Source organism: Wolbachia endosymbiont (group A) of Sicus ferrugineus (genome assembly GCF_947251515.1).
GTDB lineage: Bacteria > Pseudomonadota > Alphaproteobacteria > Rickettsiales > Anaplasmataceae > Wolbachia.
This window is the reverse complement of sequence record NZ_OX366370.1, coordinates 293082-312041: the sequence shown is the minus strand read 5'-3', so window position 1 is coordinate 312041 and position 18960 is coordinate 293082. Positions and strand designations below refer to the sequence as shown.

Sequence of the window (18960 nt, the reverse complement as noted above, 5' to 3'; positions counted from 1 at the left end):
ACTTAAGAAAGTATACTCATACGATGACGGAAAAGAAGTACAGTAAGATTTTAATAGCAAACAGAGGGGAAATTGCCCGCAGAATTATCAGGACTGCTCATAGGATGGGTATATCTTGTGTATGCGTATATTCGGATGCAGATGTAAATTCTGTGCATGTAAGACAAGCAGATGAGTCAAGATATATCGGCCCTTCGCCATCTTGCCTTAGTTATTTAAATATTGAAAAAATATGCGAGGTAGCAGTTGAAACAGGTGCTGAGGCAGTTCATCCTGGCTACGGTTTTTTAGCAGAAAATCCAGATTTTCCACGTGCTCTTCAAAAACATAATATAGACTTCATCGGTCCCAGTGCAGAAACAATAGAAGTTACAGCCAACAAAATAACAGCAAAAGAAGAGGCAAGAAAAGCTGGAGTGAATGTAGTGCCCGGATATATGGGTAAGATCAGCGATGCTGCCCACGCAGCTCAAGTTGCTGAAGAGGTCGGTTTTCCCGTTATGCTCAAAGCTGCATCAGGCGGTGGTGGCAAAGGAATGCGAATTGTAAATTCCAAAAAAGAAATTGAACTAGCGTTCACATCAGCAACAAATGAAGCAGAGAAAAGTTTTAAGGATGGCAGTATCTTTATAGAGAAATATATAGAACTACCAAGACATATTGAAATACAAATCATAGCAGATAAATATGGCAATATAGTGTGTCTTGGAGAAAGAGAATGCTCGATACAAAGGAATAACCAGAAAATAATGGAAGAAACGCCAAGTCCATTCATTAGTGAAGAAGTAAGACAAAAAATGTATGTCCAATGTGTTTCTCTGGCAAAGCAAGTTGGCTATTTTTCAGCAGGCACTGTTGAGTTTGTTGTAGATAAAGACCAAAACTTCTATTTTCTTGAGGTAAATACGAGATTGCAAGTTGAGCATCCAGTAACAGAATTTATAACTGGAATAGACATAGTAGAAGAAATGATTAGAACTTCCTGTGGAGAGAAATTGAGATTCAATCAGGATGATATTAAACTTACTGGTTCTGCAATAGAAAGTAGAATTTGCGCTGAAGACCCATCGAAGAAATTTTTCCCTTCCAGCGGAAGAATAAAATATTACGATAAACCGGATGAAAATGATTATGTAAGAATAGATGATGGAGTTGCTGCAGGTTCAGAAATTAGCACGTTCTATGACTCAATGATTGCAAAAGTTATAACATATGGAAAAGATAGAGTAGAAGCGATCAGTAGAATGCAAAAAGCATTGTCTGAATGCTATATAGAAGGAGTAACAAATAATATAGAATTTCTAGAATCCATCTTCCATCACCCAAATTTTATTGCAGCAAAGCTCCATACGAGATTCATTCCAGACCATTACCCTAGTGGGTTTCACGGCGATTTTGTTACAGAGGAGTATATTAAAATATTTATTTTCACTGCGTTATATGTTCATTTGGAAAATGAAGAAAGGTACCATCATAAAGCAGTGAATGAAACACCCCAGGTGTCATTCCAGTGCGTGACACTGGAATCTAGTAAAAAAGAAGAGGCACCAGTATCAGCTACTCGGATGGCAGGTGACCGTGCAAGAGATTTATTCATAGTGAATATAAATGACAATGAGTACTCCGTAAGTGCAAGATATCAAGATAATATATTAACAACAGTATATAACCACAATACATACTCTGTAGTAGGCAAGTGGAAATCAAGTCATAAGTTACTATATATTACAATTAATGATGATGCTGATATAACATTTAAAGTAGAAAAACAAGGCAGCAAATACTTCATAAGACATGCAGGCATGAAAGCTGAGTGTTGTATATTTAAGCCTCATGTAGCTGAATTAAGTAGGTTAATGCTAAATAATGAAACAGAAGGGATTTCAGCAGATGCTGTAAAATCCCCAATATCTGGCTTATTAGTTAAGTTGCACGTAAATATAGGAGATCAGGTGGAAATAGGACAACCTTTATTTGTGGTGGAGGCAATGAAAATGGAAAATATCATATGTGCTGAAGCAGCAATGGTGATAAAAAATATTCTCGTTCAAGAAGGAAAAAATGTGCAGATTGGTGATGTAGTATTAGCTCTGCTTTCTTAAATAACACAAGAAGTATAAACTTGACCCAAACAAGATAAATGAAAACACTTGATGAGCTATGGCAATGGCTATTGGTATGTGCAATAATAGAGTAATTACACCCAAAATGATCTGAATGATAACGGAGAGCAGCATAATATATACCGGTTTTACGCTAGCATTTTTTACTGTGAGTATTACTACCAAAGCTAGTATTAGCAATGCCAGTGCTCGATGTATAAATTGCACTGTCGCTCTGTTCTCAAAGATATTCAGCCATATAGGGTGTAAGAAAAATAAATCTTCTGGAACGATTTGTCCGTCCATTAGTGGAAAGGTATTGTAAATCAAACCAGCATTTAATCCCGCAACAAACGCACCGAAAATTATTTGTATTACAATTAGGGCCAAAATCATCCCTGTGTAGTATATAGTGTCACTACTAATCTTAAGTTTAGTTTGCTTTGGCCTGATTTGGTAATCAAAAAATTGATATGACAATAATGCAAAGACAATTAATGCTAATAATAAGTGAAGTGCAAGCCTATAGTGGCTAACATGAGGTTCAGTTACTAAACCACTTTTAACCATATACCAACCAGCAAAAGCTTGTAAAGCTCCAAATAATAATGCCACAAATAGCCTTATTACTACCTTTTTAGATATTTTTCTTCTTAATGTAAAATATATAAATGGCAGGACAAAAACTAAACCTGTTAGTCTTGCAACCAATCTGTGTACATATTCTATTAAGTATGTAGCCTGAAATTCCTCCATACTCATACCATAGTTGAATGCTTTATACTCAGGTGTAGTTTCATATTTTAATTTTTCTTGTAGCCAATCTTGTCCACTCAGTGGTGGCAATGTTCCAGTGATGGGTTTCCACTCCGTGATTGACAATCCTGCTTTTGAAAGTCTGGTAAATCCACCAATCCCCACCATGAGAATTACCATAATACAGCAGAGAAAAAGCCAAATAGCTACAGGTTTTGATTGCTTTTGTTCCATAAACCATGCTGAGTTTTGTTCCATCGCTCAGGGTAAAGAATAAATTCCCACAAGGCAAGAAAAGCTGCAACACTATGTAGCAGACTATAGACCGGAAAAAATATCGATACTATATAAAAATAAAAAGGCATCTTTTGCTGTTTGAAAGCTATTACCAAAAGAATCAGGTTAGTAACGTATACCACTACAAAGTAGTACAAAAATAATTCATTTAAAACTTTAGTTAATATCAATGAAAGCAGTAAAAATGGAGTAGTAAAAAATATAAAAGCTGCAGAGCCAACAAAAAGATTCAATAGCAAAATTCCCTTAAATCCAGTGTGTTTATAAAGAGACTTTATATTTTTTAAATGAACAATATAAGTTTGCATATAGCCTTTGATCCAGCGCGCTCTTTGCTTAATCCAAGCAAATACAGCAATTGGTGACTCTTCCAATGTTTCTGAGTCAATCATCCTGGTTTTATATCCCATTTGCGCAAATCTCAAACCAAGGTCAGCATCTTCGGTAACACTATAAGCATCCCAGAAAAACAATTTTTTTAGAATTTTTACTGAAAAATGATTACTGCTACCACCCAAAGGCATTGGCATGTTCATTTTTTGGAATCCAGGCAATAAGTATTGAAACCAGTTCATATACTCCAGAGAAAAGGATTTTGTGAGAAAATTATAATCACAATTATAGTAATTTAATTTCGCCTGTACACAGGCAAGCTTATAGTCGTCCTTATTAAATTCAATCAGTGCTTTTTTTAACTGCAATGGGTCTGGTTTATCGTCCGCATCATATATTACTGCATACTTTCCTCTAGCAAAGCTCATAGCATAATTGCATGACTTGGCTTTTGTTCTAGGCAAAGAATGAGGCACTTTTATTACTTCAAAATACTGTGGTAAAGTGTACTTTTCTATAGCTGCTAGCGTTTCCTGGTCATCACTTTCTACCTGAAGCTTCACATCTAATTTCGATTTTGGATAATCCAAACTTTCAATGCTTTCGATCAATTGCTCTATCACTGCACTTTCTTTAAAAGCAGGCAATAAAATAGTATATATAGGAAAATCTTCTTCATTCAGCTTACTATAATCCACTTTTTGGTTGGAGGTTTCACATAAGTTAAAAATTGTAGCTATAAACTTGAATAAATAACTAGAACATCCGATTATAAATATCAACATCAAAGCAAAATATGTATATTTCTCTGTTAGTGTTAAAATTGAAGTTACAATAAAGAAAGAAGCAAAAAATATTGGGCTTAGTTTAATGCTTTTAGCTGAAAAATTAGCATTCTTGTAATATAAGTAGTTGCTTGCAAATTCTGAAATACCAAAGTGAGAGTTAAGAAGATTTAAAATCTGTTCGCTATCCACTTTTATTAATACATAGTCAGTACCGTAATGAGCTTCGACCCAACGGTTGATATCTCGGCTTGTGTCTTCAACCATAAAAAAAGTAGTATCATTTAATTTTTGCCAAGGAATTATATTAAATTTATAGTAAAAAAGTTTCTCTGGCTCTTTGCACAAACTAGAATCAAACTTAATTTTTTCTACATTATCAGCTTGAAGTATAGGCAATTGTTGCATTAAACCTAATGCAATTTTTTATTTAAGTCACGTGAAAATGAAGATATGACCTCGCTACTACGCTTATCATCTTTACGTTCATGCATTATTTTTTTTACAGCATCAGCAGCTATATTCGCTGTGTTAGCCTGTAAATCTCCAAGAGCTTTTTCAACTTGGTCAGTGACTTTCTTCAAGTTAGAATGGGCATTGTCATCTAATGTCTGATCTAGCTGCTGTCTATTGTGCTTAATGATACTATTAGCTTTATCAAGTGCTTCATTCATCATTTTATTAACTTCTGCATCTAATTCTTTGTATTTTTCAGAAGATTTTTTGTAATACTCCAACATATCTTTCCTGAATTTTTCAGTTTCTTCACTTGAAAATTTGCTTTTGTTACGCTTATTGTTAAGCGCATTTTTTATCACTTTCTTTAGCAATTTATACGAAAGGACAAAACTTACCAAGAAGGCAAGACCGATAATCAGTGATGTAGACATAAAAACCCCTAAAATTCTTTGGACACCAAGTCAGCAACAAACTCCTCTTCAATTTCAGAATTGGTCAATTTAGTATAATAAATTAAAGCAATACTAGTAGCCATTTGTTTTAACTGATCAGCATATTCAGATTTAAATTCTGCCACTTTTTCTTCAATAAGCTTGCTCTTTTTTTTGTCTTCCTCTTCTAATATATTCTTAACATTCGCTCTCATTTCTTCTACCTGAGCAAGTGCATCATCTATGATTTTTTTTGCCTGTATTCTAGCTTGGTTTAAAGCGGCATTATACTTGGCAATCTGATCTTCCGTAAGTCTTAAAAGATGAACAGAACTATTAAAAGAACCCAATACTTCTTTACTTCTAGTGCTTATTATTTCATCTAACTTTGGTAAAAACAAACAACTTACTATAAAAAAAAGTGAAGAGAAAAAAATTAAAAACCAAAAAACTTGAGAAAAGAAGGTTGAAACATCAAGCTGTGGCATATGTTAAGCAACAAATATTAACAATAGCGCAAGTAGAAACGCAAATAATCCCATTGCTTCAACTAAAGCTGCTCCTGTATAGACATATTTTTTCATTTTATCTTCTGATTCAGGGTTTCTTGCAAGCCCATTTAACACAGTAGAAAATATATTTGCCACACCCAAAGCTGCTCCGAGCATTCCAAATATAGAAAAACCAATCGCTACAAATTTTAAAGCTTCTAAATCCATATATTACCTTTAACTATTTCTTTATAGTATTAATTATAAAATATTCTGCAGGTAAGTCAATTATTTTACTGTATCTGATAAATATACACATGTTAAAGAGGTGAATATATAAGCTTGCAGAATTGCAACAAACACTTCAAACCCTATTAATGCGATTATAAATAAAAATGGTATAGGGGTTAGAACCACGTTCATGTTTACGATAAACCCTGCTATTACTTTGATAATTGTATGACCTGCAATCATGTTTGCAGCAAGCCTTATTGATAAGCTTATAGGCCTTGCCAGGTAAGCAAATAACTCAATAAAAATCATCATGGGTGCAAGCCATAATGGAGTGCCTTTTGGCAACAATATACATAAAAATTCTACTCCCCTTTCCTTAAACCCAACAATCGTTATATAAGTAAAAACTACCATCGATAAAGCGAAGGTGACTATCACATGACTTGTGACCGTGAAACTATAAGGAAGAACACCAACCAAATTACATGATAAAATGAAAATAAATACTGTGAATATCAATGGAATGTGCTGCAAGCCTTTGCTTCCAGTGTTATTTTCTATTATTGAAACAACAAAATCATATACATATTCAACTGCAGCTTGCAAATATCCTGGTATTACTGACCCCTTCTTTATTCCAAAAAGCAAAAAGAGTATCACCAATATCACCGAAATCATCATGAAAAGAGATGAATTGGTAAAGCTTACGTCATACCCAAATAACCTAGGTAACTCTATTATTGTATATACTTTAAACTGTTCCAGTGGATTTAATGCCATTTTAATCTGAACTATAAACAGTAAATAAAGTATGAATTTTATAGGACAAAGTCAAGAATTAAGATAAAACCCTGTATCATTATAACATTGATACATTAACAAAATATGTAATTAGAGTGTTAATTACAGTCAGCTCTGTATTTTAAAACTTACTAATCTTATTAAATCATTCAATATCTTGACTTAACATCTTATTTTAATTATAATTTAATTTTTAGTGAGGTATTATTATAAACGAAATAGATTTTATTAACACTAATCATCCTTTAAACTTAGAGCAAGAATTTGGTAGTGGATATATTAGATTCACTGACGGTTATTTTGATGAGAATACCGGTGGTTATGGAATGATAGGTCAAGTATTAGATGAAAATCATAACACGTTAGAACCACTAACCGTTGGCGGCTATGTTTGTCATTTTCACCATGATGACCATAAGGTTAATCTTCAGTATTTCATGGAAGTAAACTTAGAAGGTGATATAGAGAAGATCGATTCTCTTTACAAGAAGATATAAAGTTACAAAAGCTTCTACATCATTGTTTATGATGTAGAAGTATTCCACTACAACAAGCTTTAAAAGCACTACATTTTATATTACAATAACTCTTTTATTTCTTTAAAGGTTCATGAAATTCACATTATCTTGGTTATTAGAACACTTAGAAACCAATGCTAGTTTAGAAGAAATTACCGATAAATTAACTCACATAGGGTTAGAAGTAGAAGATGTGATCGACAATACCAAATTAGCTGGTTTTATTGTTGCAAAAGTATTAGAAGTTGCACCTCATCCAAATGCCGATAAATTAAAATTATGTAAAGTAGATGACAGAAGTAAAACTCTACAAATAGTTTGCGGAGCAAACAATGTTAGAGAAGGTATGAAAACTGTGCTTGCATCTCTTGGTAGCACATTGCCAGAAAGTGATTTTACAATCAAGCCCACAAAAATACGAGGAGTGCTAAGTGAAGGGATGCTCTGCTCTGCTTCTGAACTTGCGCTAGTTCAAGAGGAAAGTGAAGGAATAATCGAGCTTTCTGATGATTATAAAGCAGGGGATAAATTTTTCAATTGTGACACTGTAATTGATATAAATGTTACTCCAAATCGTGGAGATTGCTTAGGCATTTATGGAATAGCTCGCGACCTTGCTGCAACTGGAATTGGGACATTAAAGACTTTAAGCATTCCACAACTTACCAGCTCCATAAATTCACCAATCGATGTTGAAGTGACTGACGGAGAAAGTTTTATTAGTGGAATATACATCGCCAATGTAAAAAATCAAGAAAGCCCAAAGTGGCTAAAAGATAAATTGGAATCGATAGGAATGCGCTCCATTTCTACAATAGTTGACATTACTAACTATATTATGATATCTTTTAATCGTCCAATGCATGCGTTTGATGCAAACAAAGTAGATGGCAAACTTACAATAAGAAAAGCAAATGATGGAGAAAGCTTCTTTGCTTTAAATGGTAAGGAATATTTACTGGACAATAATATAAACATTTATTCTGATAGTAAAAATATTCATGGAGTTGCTGGAATTATAGGTGGAAAGTGCAGTGAATGTACTCTTGAAACCACCAATATTTTTTTGGAATTAGCTTTGCTCGATCCAATCTCTATCACTAAATCTTCAAGACAGCTCAGCATCTCCACAGACGCTAGTTACAGATTTGCACGTTCAATCGATCATGGATTTACCCTTGATGGACTCAATCTTGCAGCCAAAATGATTTTGGATTTATGTGGTGGAAAAGTCTCAAGCGTAGTGTCTGCCGGTAATCTAGATAAAGAATACACCTCTGTTATCCAAGTAGCTGACACTGGGATCCAGAAAAAACCATGCCGGAATGATGCTAAGATAAGCCTTGACTACCAAGATATAAACAAGTTTGGAAGTGTATCTGTATCACCTGATGAGACGTTCGATATCTTAACGAAACTAGGGTTTAGTATTGATAAAAAAACCGAAGGCAATTGGAATGTACAAGTACCAAGCTGGAGACCGGACGTGACTATACCTGCTGACCTAATTGAAGAAGTAACAAGAATATACGGCTATGACAAAATAAAAGAAGAACCACTACCAAATAATGTTGAAGAAGTAGATAGTACATACGACAATTTGCGTATTTTGATGACAAACAGAGGGTTTCATGAAGTGCTAACCTGGTCGTTTATGAGTGAATCAACAGCTGAAAAATTTGGTTACTCGAATAAGTTATTTATCATCGATAATCCGTTTAACAATAACTTTAATATGATGAGACCAAGTATTATGCCAAATTTATTGCAAGTCACTGCTGATAATATTGCCCATGGAGTATCTGATCTTGCAATCTTCGAAATTGGGCCGATTTACGATGGTGAAGCTCAGTCTAAACATGTCTTAAGTGGAATAAGAACAGGAAATAATTTACCGCGAAACCATTATAATACTGATAGGAAAGTAGATGTTTTTGACGCAAAGGCTGATTGCATAGCAGCTTTGGAGTTTTTTAACGTCAATTGCGATAATTTAACGATAGAGAGAGCAGAAAAAGAACATTACCACCCAGGAAAGTCAGGCACTCTCTCTTTTAAGAATAAAGTAGCAGGTTATTTTGGAGAGTTGCATCCTAATATATTAGATCTTTTTGACATCAAGCAAAAAGTTGTAGGTTTTGAGGTAATACTAGAAAATATTGAAAATTTACCTGTAAGTAGAAAGAAATTTATCGATTATAAATACCAAAGTGTAAAACGTGATTTTGCATTTATTGTAAATAAGGATGTGGAAGTAGGTAACATAATCAATGTGGTAAAAAAAAGCTCAGAGCTCATCACAGAAGTTTTAGTATTTGACGTATACCATGGAAATAATATAGAATCGAATAAGATGTCTATAGCATTGTCAGTTACTTTCTGCTCTCCAATCCACACTTTAACTGAAAAAGAGATCCAAAAAGAATCAAGTGCTATAGTCAATTTGGTATATGAAAATACCGGAGGAACTTTGAGAACTCATCATTAAGCCGCAATCATAGTGTTCTGCTTTTGCTGTGTCACACTTACTTCATCCAATCTATTCCCAATCTTGAATTCAACATCCTTAAAAAATCTATTCCACATTCCATGCAAATGCTCTTCTATTTTAGGCCATACATCATCCTTAAATGTTTCTCCATCATCAGAAAATAAATCACCTAAAAAAGCCCCAGCTTTCTCATAACTTGACTGAAAATGTTCAAGAAATGTCCTTACTTCATTATAAGTATCATGTGCCACATCTAACGCTTTTCCTTCTGTACTCTCATCCCCGTACATTGCAGTAACTAAGCCCGTCTTAATATACCCCCAACATGTCCAAAAAGATTTCACAGGTTGCAAAAGTGGACTCTTACCACTTTTTGGCACATTATTTATTATATTTTTCACCAGTCTGTCTATTAAAGGAGACAATAAATTTTGACTAAAATGTTTGATATTATCTTTTGTTTTAATTACAGGATATTTGATGCGTTTTTCTGCTAAACAGTACTCAAGTTCTGCTTTCTCGAATAATTTCTTGATTTCTTTTTCATCAAAAATTTCTTGCTTGAGCACCCCCAACAACTTATCTTCTATTACTGCAAATTTTATTTTTTCGCGAAACGTCAGTTCTTCTTTGTAATCATTTCTTGTTTCTTCATTTACCAATGATTCTTTTTTGTCTGACTCTAATTGTTCCAATGCTTCTAAAATTTCTTGGTTATTTCGCAAGCATAACTCTATTAACTCCATACTTGAAGATTTCTCTTCTTTACTATTTTTCTCAACATCCAAATCCTCATTCTGCTTTCCTATTATTTCCTTCAGTCTTGTAGGTTGCGTAAAATATTCTCCAATTTCTTTTCGATAAGAAACAATCTTGTTTACTAGACGTTTTTCATCTTCTCCATTGAATAGCATGTCCTTATTATCTTCTACATTCTTTATACTTTCCCCTTGCTTTTCAAATAACTCTTGAATTCTACATCTTGTTATTTCTAAATACATCTTCTCTACAAAGTCATTCACTTTATCCGAAGTCCTTGTTTCATTTAATTCACTAAGATCTTCTGCTAAAGATTGCTTTATTTTGTTATCTGACTTATTCAGTAGAGTTTGAATAGTCCTTATTTTCGATTCTATTAGCCTTTCCTCAACTTTTTGATCATCATATTCAAATTTAAAAAGATCTTCTAATTTCCTTTTTAAAGCACCATCTTTTAAGTTACCGTTTTTCCTATTTTTATGCATCTCTTCTAATTTTTTACGTATTTTGTCATACCTTGTTTGCCCTATCTTTTTTAAGCACTCAATTTCTTCTTTCACACTACCCAGAGCTTCCTCTGTCGCCTGTGGATGTATATCTCTATAAACACCAATTATTGTTTTTTTAGCTATTTTCCCTTCTTTTATAAGCTGTTTCCATTTTGCTTTAAACATAGGAAGCCCTCTATCGTCCAAGTCATCTGGTACTTTTGCTCCTGCTTTTTTTAGATCTTCTAGTATCATTTCCTTTTCAGTCGGCAATTCCTTACCTTGGCTTCTCAGTTCTTGCTCCACTAATACCTCTTTCAGTCTTTCTTCTAATGAAAAATCTTCCTTTTCCTCTCTTCTTTTTTGTGCAAATTTAATTGCTTGTATAAAAGCAACTCGATAAGCATTTTGTATTAAGTAATTCACCAGTTTAGAATCTACACTATCCACCACTTTCAGTCTGAATTCGTTCAACAGTTCCTTCAGCTTATCATATGTAATATCTTTTCCTTCTAGCTTCATTAGTTCTTCCATAGTCTTTGCGAATCCCTTAATCGAAATTGCAAGCACATTCTTGATCTCATTACGTAAAGGCCTAAGGCCGTTTTTTAAATTGATATTAGCTGATAATTTCAGTATGGTATTATGTTCTGAATCACGTGCAACATTAAACCAACTACCATCTTTATCTTCATATAAATCTCTAAGTAATTGTTCAAATTGCGGTGGAAACTTAACTTCCATATCCCACTTAATGTCTGACTTACCAGCATCTATTTCACGAAAAGACACTTCAATATTCTGGTGTTCATTCTGATATAACCCATTACTTATTTTTAGAGCAGCAACCAAAGAATGAGATAACTTTCTGTTTGTAAGATAAAAAGTAGCTAAGGCGGGTGTTGCAGGAATAATTAAGACTATAAGCACAGCTATATCAACAAGAATTGCAATTGCAGCAAGAACGCCATATGCCAATCTTTTTGCTGTACTTACCTCACTCTTTTTTGTTTTACTTTCCTCTGAACTGGTTTGTGTTTTACTGTTTGTTTTATATATAACTAACCCCAATGCAACATAAGGAAACATTAAAACTGATAGAGCTGAATTTAATACTTTCTTCTCCAGGCAAGCTCTGTTTATTTCCTTAAATATTTCGCTTGATATATTATACCAGGAAGTAAAAAAATCGGAGCCGTAATCTTTATAATGAAATATACTTAGTGGAATGCTAAAATCAGCACCTATTTTTTTTAAATTACTAACAGATTCTTGCTCTTCCAAAGTAGCAACAGGTCCTTCCTGTTTTTCTGAAGTAGCAAAAGATTCTCTTTGTAAATTAGGTTGTCCATTTAATGCATCTAAATCACCACTATTGTTATTTAAGTCAACAACTTCCTCACAACCTACAACAGCATTCATACCATAACCTTATCCAATTACCTTAAGTATAGCATAAATACTAACAATCTTGCAACTTTATTAAAAATTTAACGCTCAATGCTAACATTTAAATCCTGATATTCCTTAGAATAAAAGTTAGTTCCAATTTCTGTATTAATGTCCAAAGATAAGGCAAGGGTCTGCTCTTTTATATATTCAATCCACGTATTTATTGCTTCCTTAATTTTCTCATCTTCTGTTTTGATTATTACTCTGATTCTATCAGACATATGAAAATCAGCTTGTTTCCTAGTTTCCTGAATGAGCCTCACTACATCTCTTGCAAGCCCTTCTAGAATCAATTCATCATTTAAAGTAGTGTTTAGGATAACAACCCCTTTGTTGTTATCAAATACAGAGGAGAATTCACTGTTTGCTTTTAATAATAGTTCATATTCGCCTTTTTCTATGATATAATTTTCTGACTTGTCCCCCAAAAATATGAGATCTCTTTCTGTCATTCCAGCGCGTGACGCTGGAATCTGCGTCTGGATCCCAGTGTCAGCTACTCGGATGACACCGGATTCAACTTGTTTCCATTTTCCTTGTTTAACATATTGAACCAGTGTCTTAATCTTCTCCGGAATTCTTTTTCCAAGCACAGGGAAGTTGAGTTTTAACTCTAGTGATGCAATACCTTCAAGTCTGTTTACTAACTTCAGTTTTTTTACATTTACCTCATCTTTTATCATCTCTTGATATTCATCTTCAAGAAAACCGCAGGAAGACTTATGATAAATCGTCATACTACTAAGTGGCTGTCTGATACGTATATTAAAAGTGTTTCTAATAGAGAGTGCAGAGTTACATATCTCTCTCACTAGATCCATTTTGGCAATGAGCTGACTATCAAACTTCTCTAATTGTGGGAAATCAGCCAAATGAACAGATGTTTCTTCATACTTAAGCCCTTGCCATATATTCTCTGTTATAAGTGGCAACAAAGGGGCTGCAGCTCTTAGTATGTAATAAAAAACCGTATATAGAACATTATAAGCATCAGTTTTATCCTGATCCAAATCACTTTTCCAAAAACGCTCGCGACTGCGACGAATATACCAATTATTTAGCACTTCAAAAAAGTTCATCAAAATTTTGCAAGCCTCTTGGGAGTTATAGCTGTTCATAGAAGTTTGGATACTTTCTACAGCTTCAAAACATTTGGAAATCATGTAGCGATCAATAGTACTTTGATAATCCTTACAAACTTCAGCTTTAATTCCATCTGCATTTGCATACATGGTAAAAAAGTGATAACTGTTCCAAATAGGTTTTATTACGTTTTTCAGAACATCTCGTATTGAGTTTCCTTTTTTATCGAGTAGCAAATTACCACCACAAACAATAGATCCAGAAAGCATAAGAAAACGCAGTGCATCAGAACCGTATCTATCAAAAACCTCCATTGGATCTGCATAGTTATTCAAACGCTTGGACAATTTTTGCCCTTTTACATCCAAAACAACACCGTGGCATATGCAGTTCTTAAATGGTTCCCTATCAAACAAAGCAGTGGACAATACAAAGAGCGTATAAAACCACCCCCTGGTTTGCGCTATGTATTCAGTGATAAAATCTGCAGTTTCAAACCACTCCTTATTTTCAAACGGATAGTGGACTTGTGCGAATGGCATCGAGCCAGATTCAAACCAGCAGTCAAATACGTCAGGCACACGACGCATAACTGATTTTCCTGTTGGATCATCAGGATTTGGCCTCGTTAAAGTATCGATAAATGGTCTGTGCAAATCATCTACTTTAACATTAAAATCTCGCTCTAGTTCTTCTATCGAACCATATACATCCACTCTTGGATATCTTGTATCATCTGATTGCCACACAGGAATCGGAGTACCCCAGAATCGATTGCGTGAAATTGACCAGTCGTGTGCCCCTTCAAGCCATTTTCCAAATTGACCATCTCTAATGTGGTTTGGTATCCAATTAACTCTCTTATTTAGCTCTACCATTCTGCTTTTGAATTTTGTAACGGCAACATACCAAGAAGGCATAGTGCGATAGATCAAAGGAGTGTCAGTTCTCCAGCAGTGTGGATAATTGTGAATATATTGTTCAGTTTTGAACCAGTTTCCTTGTTCTTTCAATTTTTTTATTACTGTATCATTGGTATCAAAAACATGAACCCCTGCTAAATCTGAAACTTCAGCAGTAAATTTTCCACTGTTATCAATTGGACAAATAACTGGAATATCATGGCTTTGGCAAAGGTAAAAATCTTCCTCACCAAATCCAGGAGCAGTGTGTACAACGCCAGTACCATCTTCTCCTGTAACATAATCAGCAACAAAAACACGGAATGCATTCTTTGTATCTTTAAAGTAATCAAACAGCGGCTTATAGGAAAGGCCTGCAAGATCATTCGCTTTAAGTTTTATATTGCAGTTTTCATATGGAATATTGTTTTGTTCAGAGTGGCTGATAAATTTTTCTAGGTAGCTTTCAGCGAAAATATAAATTTCACTGTTCACTGAACTCCTTTCATTAACTTCTGTCATCCCAGTGCTTCGACACTGGGATCCAGAAATAGATTCCAGCGTCACGCGCTGGAATGACACCAAAGAGTGGACTGACACTGCACAATACTTGATGTCCTTTCCTATCGCCAATGCCAGATTGCTAGGAAGAGTCCAAGGAGTTGTAGTCCAAGCAAGTAATTTACATTTTTGTTTAACACTTTTAAACTGCTGTGGGTTTTCTAAAAGCTCAAATGCAACAGTTACAGCTTTGCTAGTCTTTTCTCTATACGCGTTATCAAGCCTTGTTTCAAAATTGGATAATGGAGTTTCGCACGCCCAGCTATATGGAACAACGCGTACTGATTCATACACTAGACCCTTATCATAAAGCTGTTTAAATGCCCACATGACCGACTCCATGAATGATTTATCCAAGGTTTTATAGCCATTATGAAAATCCACCCACCTTGCCTGCCTATTGACATATTTTTCCCACTCTGATGAAAATCTCATTACAGAAGTACGACAATGGTTATTGAATTTTTCAACGCCGAATTTTTCTATCTCAGTTCTACCAGATATTCCAAGTTCTTTTTCTGCACCCATCTCAGCCGGTAATCCATGGCAATCCCAACCAAATCTACGTTCAACCCTTTTTTGAAGCATAGTTTGATATCTTGCAAATGCGTCTTTGATGAAACCAGTGAGTAAATGTCCATAATGTGGAAGTCCATTTGCAAACGGAGGCCCATCATAAAACACAAAACAATTATCCTTGGAACGTTCTCCAACTGACCGCTCAAAAACTTTATTTTCCTGCCAAAATTTTATGATTTCTTTTTCTAACGACGAAAAATCAGGACTACTTACTGTATCAGGATAATGCTTTGACTTCATGTTCATTTTGACCGGATAAAGCCAAAGAATATAGGGCTTTCTAGAAAATTACAAATGCAAAAAGAAACAAACTTATTCCTGCACCCCACGCCCCAACAAACTGTTCTGCCGAGCTTCCAACACTTTCACGTTTACTATTTTGTCCCTGTATTTACCTTCAGGATCATCAATGCACACTGATTGCATATATGGGCTTTTACCAATAATTTGGTTTTGGTGTTTACCTTTTTTATCACTGAACAGAACAGGTATAGTTTTGCCTACCATACTCTGGTTAAACTCAAGTTGTTGCTTACTAATTAATTTCTGTAAACGAAGAAGGCGTTCTGTTTTAACCTCTTCTGGTACTTGATCTTTTCTTTCTGCTCCTGGTGTACCTGGTCTTGGGCTATATTTAAAGCTATAAGCCTGAGCATATCTAATTTTTTCTACTAATTTTACAGTTTCTTCAAAATCTTTTTCGGTTTCTCCAGGAAAACCAACAATAAAATCAGAAGAAAATTCGATTTCAGGTTTCAATTTGCGAAATCTGTCTATTATTTCCAAATACTCCTCTGCAGTGTGCTTTCTGTTCATCGCGTGCAATATTTTATTCGAACCTGACTGCACAGGCAGGTGAATAAATGGCATGAGTTTTGGCTCTTCCGCATGTGCCAAGTAGAGAGATTCATGCATATCTCTTGGATGAGAAGTTGTATAACGAATCCTCTCTAGCTTTTCAATTTTAGCAACATGACTAACTAATTTGCCTAAATCCCACACTTCCCCTTCGCATTTCCCATGGTAAGCATTGACGTTCTGACCAAGCAAATTGATTTCCTTCGCCCTATTTGCAACTAATTTCAATGCTTCACGAAATATTTCATTCACTGGCCGTGAATACTCAGCTCCACGAGTATATGGTACTACACAAAACGTACAAAATTTATCACAACCTTCTTGTATGGCAAGAAACGCAGAAGACCCCTGGCTATTGCCATAGCATTCATCTGGCAATTTATCAAACTTTGCAACTTCAGGAAAATCAGTGTTTATTACATGACCTTTACTTCTGCTTGCTTTGACTATCAGCTCCGGTAAGGTAGCGATACTCTGCGGACCAACAACAATATCAACAAAAGGAGCCCTTCTGAATACTTCTTCTCCCTCTGCTTGCGCTACACATCCAGCCACCACTATAGTAATTTCTTTTCGTGACGAATGAATCTTCCCGAGCTCAGAATAAAGCTTTTCTGCTGCCTTCTCTCTAATGTGACAAGTGTTCAGTATCACCAAATCAGCTTTTTCTGCATCACTAACAACGTTGAACCCCAAAGGTTTAATTATATTTTCCATTAAAACGGAGTCATAAACGTTCATCTGACAGCCGTAAGTTTTAATATATAGGCCTTTCATATTTGGTATGTCTTTTTCAAAACCTTACATACAATCACATTAAATGTCCAACAGACCAGCGCGTGACGCTGGAATCTAGTGAACTTGCTAGCACAATAGATTTTTATAAAATTGGATCCCAATGTCAAGCACACAGCTATTGCAACTCGACTTCACCAGTATCCCTGTAAAAATCATTGGTAAACCTCAGTAACTTTAGCTTATGTTATTTTCAAAAAAGTCAAAAATGAAAATAGAAGAGTAGCTGAGCTTTCTGCTTTTTCTGGGTAAGGTCAGTCAAAAAGGTTTTACAACAACCATAATAACTATAACTATTATCAATACTGTAACTGCTTCATTTAAAACACGAAAATAAACGTGTTTTTTTTCATTTGAACCCATTGCAAAATCTTTTCTGTATTTTGCAAGCAGTCCATGAATAGCAAACATAAAAAATAATGCTAGTGCTTTCACATGAAACCACCCTTCGCGATATGCTTCCCTAATAACCATTAATGTGATTCCAAGACCAAGTGAGAAAAGCATTGCAGGGTTTATGATATATCTAAGTAGCCTCTTTTCCATTGTTTGAAGCAAGCTATCATTTTCCGATCCCGGTTTTACAGTTGCGTGGTAGACATAAAGCCTGGGTAAATAAAGCATACCTGCCATCCACATAATGGCGGAGATAACGTGAAAAGCTTCAAGCCAGTGGTAGTAATCCATTGAGATTTATTACAAAATGTTAAAAATTTCTGATATTATTTTAGTTTAATGAAAAAGAAATCGATATGAAAGCAGAAAATTTCACTAAAGAACAGATAATTAGATTCTACAGGAAAATGCTACTCATACGCAGATTTGAAGAAAAAGCAGGACAATTATATGGAATGGGATTAATAGGCGGATTCTGTCACCTATCAATAGGGCAAGAAGCAGTTGCAGTTGGAACTCAAGCTGCATCAAAGTTAGGTGACGCTTTTATCACAAGTTATAGAGACCATGGCTTAATGCTCGCATGTGATTCTGATCAGAATGTTGTGATGGCAGAGCTTACCGGCAAAGAAACAGGATGCTCGAAAGGTAAAGGTGGTTCGATGCACGTATTTGACGTTGAAAAAAAATTCTTCGGCGGACATGGAATAGTGGGAGCACAAGTTCCAATTGGCACAGGAATAGCATTTGCTAATAAATATAAGAAAAGAGATAACGTGGTATTCACGTATTTTGGTGACGGTGCTGCAAATCAAGGACAAGTATATGAATCATTTAATATAGCAGCTTTGTGGAAGTTGCCTGTGGTTTACATCATAGAAAATAACGAATACGCAATGGGAACTTCTGTGCAAAGATCAACTTTAGTAACAGAGTTATATAAAAAAGGAGAAAGTTTTGGTATTTCTGGAAAACAAGTTGATGGAATGGATTTTTTCTCTGTTTATGCGGCTACAAGCGAAGCAGCGGAACACACACGCAGCGGAAAAGGGCCTATCCTGCTTGAAATGAAGACATATCGATATCGCGGCCATTCGATGTCAGATCCTGCTACTTATCGCTTAAAAGAAGAAGTTGAAGATATGAAGCAAAATCATGACCCTATAGGCACTTCAAAGAAATACATGATAGATAATAAAATTGCTTCAGAAGAAGAATGTAAAGTAATTGATAAGGAAGTACGTGATTTAGTAAAAAAGTCGGAAGATTTTGCCAAAAATAGTAAAGAACCAAGCGTTGATGAGTTGTATACTGATGTTTATAAATTTGTTAGCTAAGTAGGCTTCTTTTTTTTTATCCAGGTGGCAACTAATACCAATTCCCACTATA

General features: G+C 34.9%; 14 protein-coding genes. 4 read left to right on the top strand and 10 right to left on the bottom strand.

What is annotated here, in order from left to right; genetic code table 11:
- The first annotated feature begins 23 nt into the window (after positions 1-23).
- Positions 24-2102, top strand: a complete 2079-nt coding sequence (locus OPR24_RS01550; protein WP_265033573.1) for an acetyl-CoA carboxylase biotin carboxylase subunit — start codon at positions 24-26, stop codon at positions 2100-2102.
- Here the strand turns inward: OPR24_RS01550 and OPR24_RS01545 are convergent.
- From OPR24_RS01545 to OPR24_RS01520, 6 genes are read right to left on the bottom strand one after another with little or no spacing between them, the layout of a single operon-like run.
- A complete protein-coding gene (locus OPR24_RS01545) occupies positions 2085-3116 on the bottom strand; it encodes a COX15/CtaA family protein (protein ID WP_265033572.1) in 1032 nt (343 codons plus the stop codon). The genes OPR24_RS01550 and OPR24_RS01545 overlap by 18 nt on opposite strands.
- Positions 3065-4672 (bottom strand): glycosyltransferase family 2 protein, encoded by a 1608-nt coding sequence (locus OPR24_RS01540; RefSeq protein ID WP_320157130.1) that lies wholly within the window; start codon positions 4670-4672, stop codon positions 3065-3067. Before OPR24_RS01540 ends, OPR24_RS01545 begins: the two co-directional genes overlap by 52 nt.
- 14 nt (positions 4673-4686) lie before the next feature.
- Entirely contained in the window at positions 4687-5163 is a 477-nt protein-coding gene (locus tag OPR24_RS01535) for a F0F1 ATP synthase subunit B family protein (protein ID WP_064125097.1), read from the bottom strand.
- Positions 5164-5171: 8 nt separating this feature from the next.
- Positions 5172-5651, bottom strand: a complete 480-nt coding sequence (locus tag OPR24_RS01530; RefSeq protein ID WP_265033570.1) for a F0F1 ATP synthase subunit B family protein — start codon at positions 5649-5651, stop codon at positions 5172-5174.
- Positions 5652-5654: 3 nt separating this feature from the next.
- The gene (locus OPR24_RS01525; RefSeq protein WP_265033569.1) at positions 5655-5882 is read right to left on the bottom strand and encodes a F0F1 ATP synthase subunit C; all 228 of its coding nucleotides are present in this window, start codon (positions 5880-5882) and stop codon (positions 5655-5657) included.
- 60 nt (positions 5883-5942) lie between these two features.
- Entirely contained in the window at positions 5943-6668 is a 726-nt protein-coding gene (locus OPR24_RS01520) for a F0F1 ATP synthase subunit A (protein WP_265033568.1), read from the bottom strand.
- Between the two features lie 347 nt (positions 6669-7015).
- On the opposite strand from OPR24_RS01520, the gene OPR24_RS01515 reads away from it, so the two are divergent.
- Both OPR24_RS01515 and pheT read left to right on the top strand, forming a co-directional pair.
- The gene (locus tag OPR24_RS01515) at positions 7016-7186 is read left to right on the top strand and encodes a hypothetical protein (protein WP_265033567.1); all 171 of its coding nucleotides are present in this window, start codon (positions 7016-7018) and stop codon (positions 7184-7186) included.
- Between the two features lie 112 nt (positions 7187-7298).
- Positions 7299-9695 (top strand): phenylalanine--tRNA ligase subunit beta, encoded by a 2397-nt coding sequence (pheT, locus tag OPR24_RS01510; protein WP_265033566.1) that lies wholly within the window; start codon positions 7299-7301, stop codon positions 9693-9695.
- Here the strand turns inward: pheT and OPR24_RS01505 are convergent.
- The 4 genes from OPR24_RS01505 to hemJ all read right to left on the bottom strand — a co-directional run bounded on the left by OPR24_RS01505 (position 9692) and on the right by hemJ (position 17862).
- Complete coding sequence (locus OPR24_RS01505) at positions 9692-12367, bottom strand: hypothetical protein (RefSeq protein WP_265033565.1); 2676 nt, start codon at positions 12365-12367, stop codon at positions 9692-9694. The two genes, pheT and OPR24_RS01505, sit on opposite strands and share 4 nt — an antisense overlap.
- A gap of 68 nt (positions 12368-12435) precedes the next feature.
- The gene (ileS, locus tag OPR24_RS01500; protein WP_265033967.1) at positions 12436-15762 is read right to left on the bottom strand and encodes an isoleucine--tRNA ligase; all 3327 of its coding nucleotides are present in this window, start codon (positions 15760-15762) and stop codon (positions 12436-12438) included.
- A 72-nt stretch (positions 15763-15834) separates the two neighbouring features.
- Positions 15835-17157, bottom strand: coding sequence for a tRNA (N6-isopentenyl adenosine(37)-C2)-methylthiotransferase MiaB (gene miaB, locus OPR24_RS01495; RefSeq protein WP_265033564.1), 1323 nt, complete (start codon positions 17155-17157; stop codon positions 15835-15837).
- 276 nt (positions 17158-17433) lie between these two features.
- Positions 17434-17862: a protoporphyrinogen oxidase HemJ gene (gene hemJ, locus OPR24_RS01490; RefSeq protein ID WP_265033563.1), complete on the bottom strand. Its 429-nt coding sequence runs from the start codon at positions 17860-17862 to the stop codon at positions 17434-17436.
- Positions 17863-17927: 65 nt separating this feature from the next.
- Here hemJ and pdhA point away from each other — a divergent pair, with 65 nt between their 5' ends.
- A complete protein-coding gene (gene pdhA, locus OPR24_RS01485; RefSeq protein WP_265033562.1) occupies positions 17928-18908 on the top strand; it encodes a pyruvate dehydrogenase (acetyl-transferring) E1 component subunit alpha in 981 nt (326 codons plus the stop codon).
- Positions 18909-18960: the final 52 nt, after the last annotated feature.

Bases quoted from the DNA above. Each gene is read 5' to 3' on its own strand.
- OPR24_RS01550 (WP_265033573.1), top strand. From the start codon at position 24: ATGACGGAAAAGAAGTACAGTAAGATTTTAATAGCAAACAGAGGGGAA.
- OPR24_RS01545 (WP_265033572.1), bottom strand. From the start codon at position 3,116: ATGGAACAAAACTCAGCATGGTTTATGGAACAAAAGCAATCAAAACCT.
- OPR24_RS01535 (WP_064125097.1), bottom strand. From the start codon at position 5,163: ATGTCTACATCACTGATTATCGGTCTTGCCTTCTTGGTAAGTTTTGTC.
- OPR24_RS01530 (WP_265033570.1), bottom strand. From the start codon at position 5,651: ATGCCACAGCTTGATGTTTCAACCTTCTTTTCTCAAGTTTTTTGGTTT.
- OPR24_RS01525 (WP_265033569.1), bottom strand. From the start codon at position 5,882: ATGGATTTAGAAGCTTTAAAATTTGTAGCGATTGGTTTTTCTATATTT.
- OPR24_RS01520 (WP_265033568.1), bottom strand. From the start codon at position 6,668: ATGGCATTAAATCCACTGGAACAGTTTAAAGTATATACAATAATAGAG.
- OPR24_RS01515 (WP_265033567.1), top strand. From the start codon at position 7,016: ATGATAGGTCAAGTATTAGATGAAAATCATAACACGTTAGAACCACTA.
- pheT (WP_265033566.1), top strand. From the start codon at position 7,299: ATGAAATTCACATTATCTTGGTTATTAGAACACTTAGAAACCAATGCT.
- OPR24_RS01505 (WP_265033565.1), bottom strand. From the start codon at position 12,367: ATGAATGCTGTTGTAGGTTGTGAGGAAGTTGTTGACTTAAATAACAAT.
- ileS (WP_265033967.1), bottom strand. From the start codon at position 15,762: ATGAAGTCAAAGCATTATCCTGATACAGTAAGTAGTCCTGATTTTTCG.
- miaB (WP_265033564.1), bottom strand. From the start codon at position 17,157: ATGAAAGGCCTATATATTAAAACTTACGGCTGTCAGATGAACGTTTAT.
- hemJ (WP_265033563.1), bottom strand. From the start codon at position 17,862: ATGGATTACTACCACTGGCTTGAAGCTTTTCACGTTATCTCCGCCATT.
- pdhA (WP_265033562.1), top strand. From the start codon at position 17,928: ATGAAAGCAGAAAATTTCACTAAAGAACAGATAATTAGATTCTACAGG.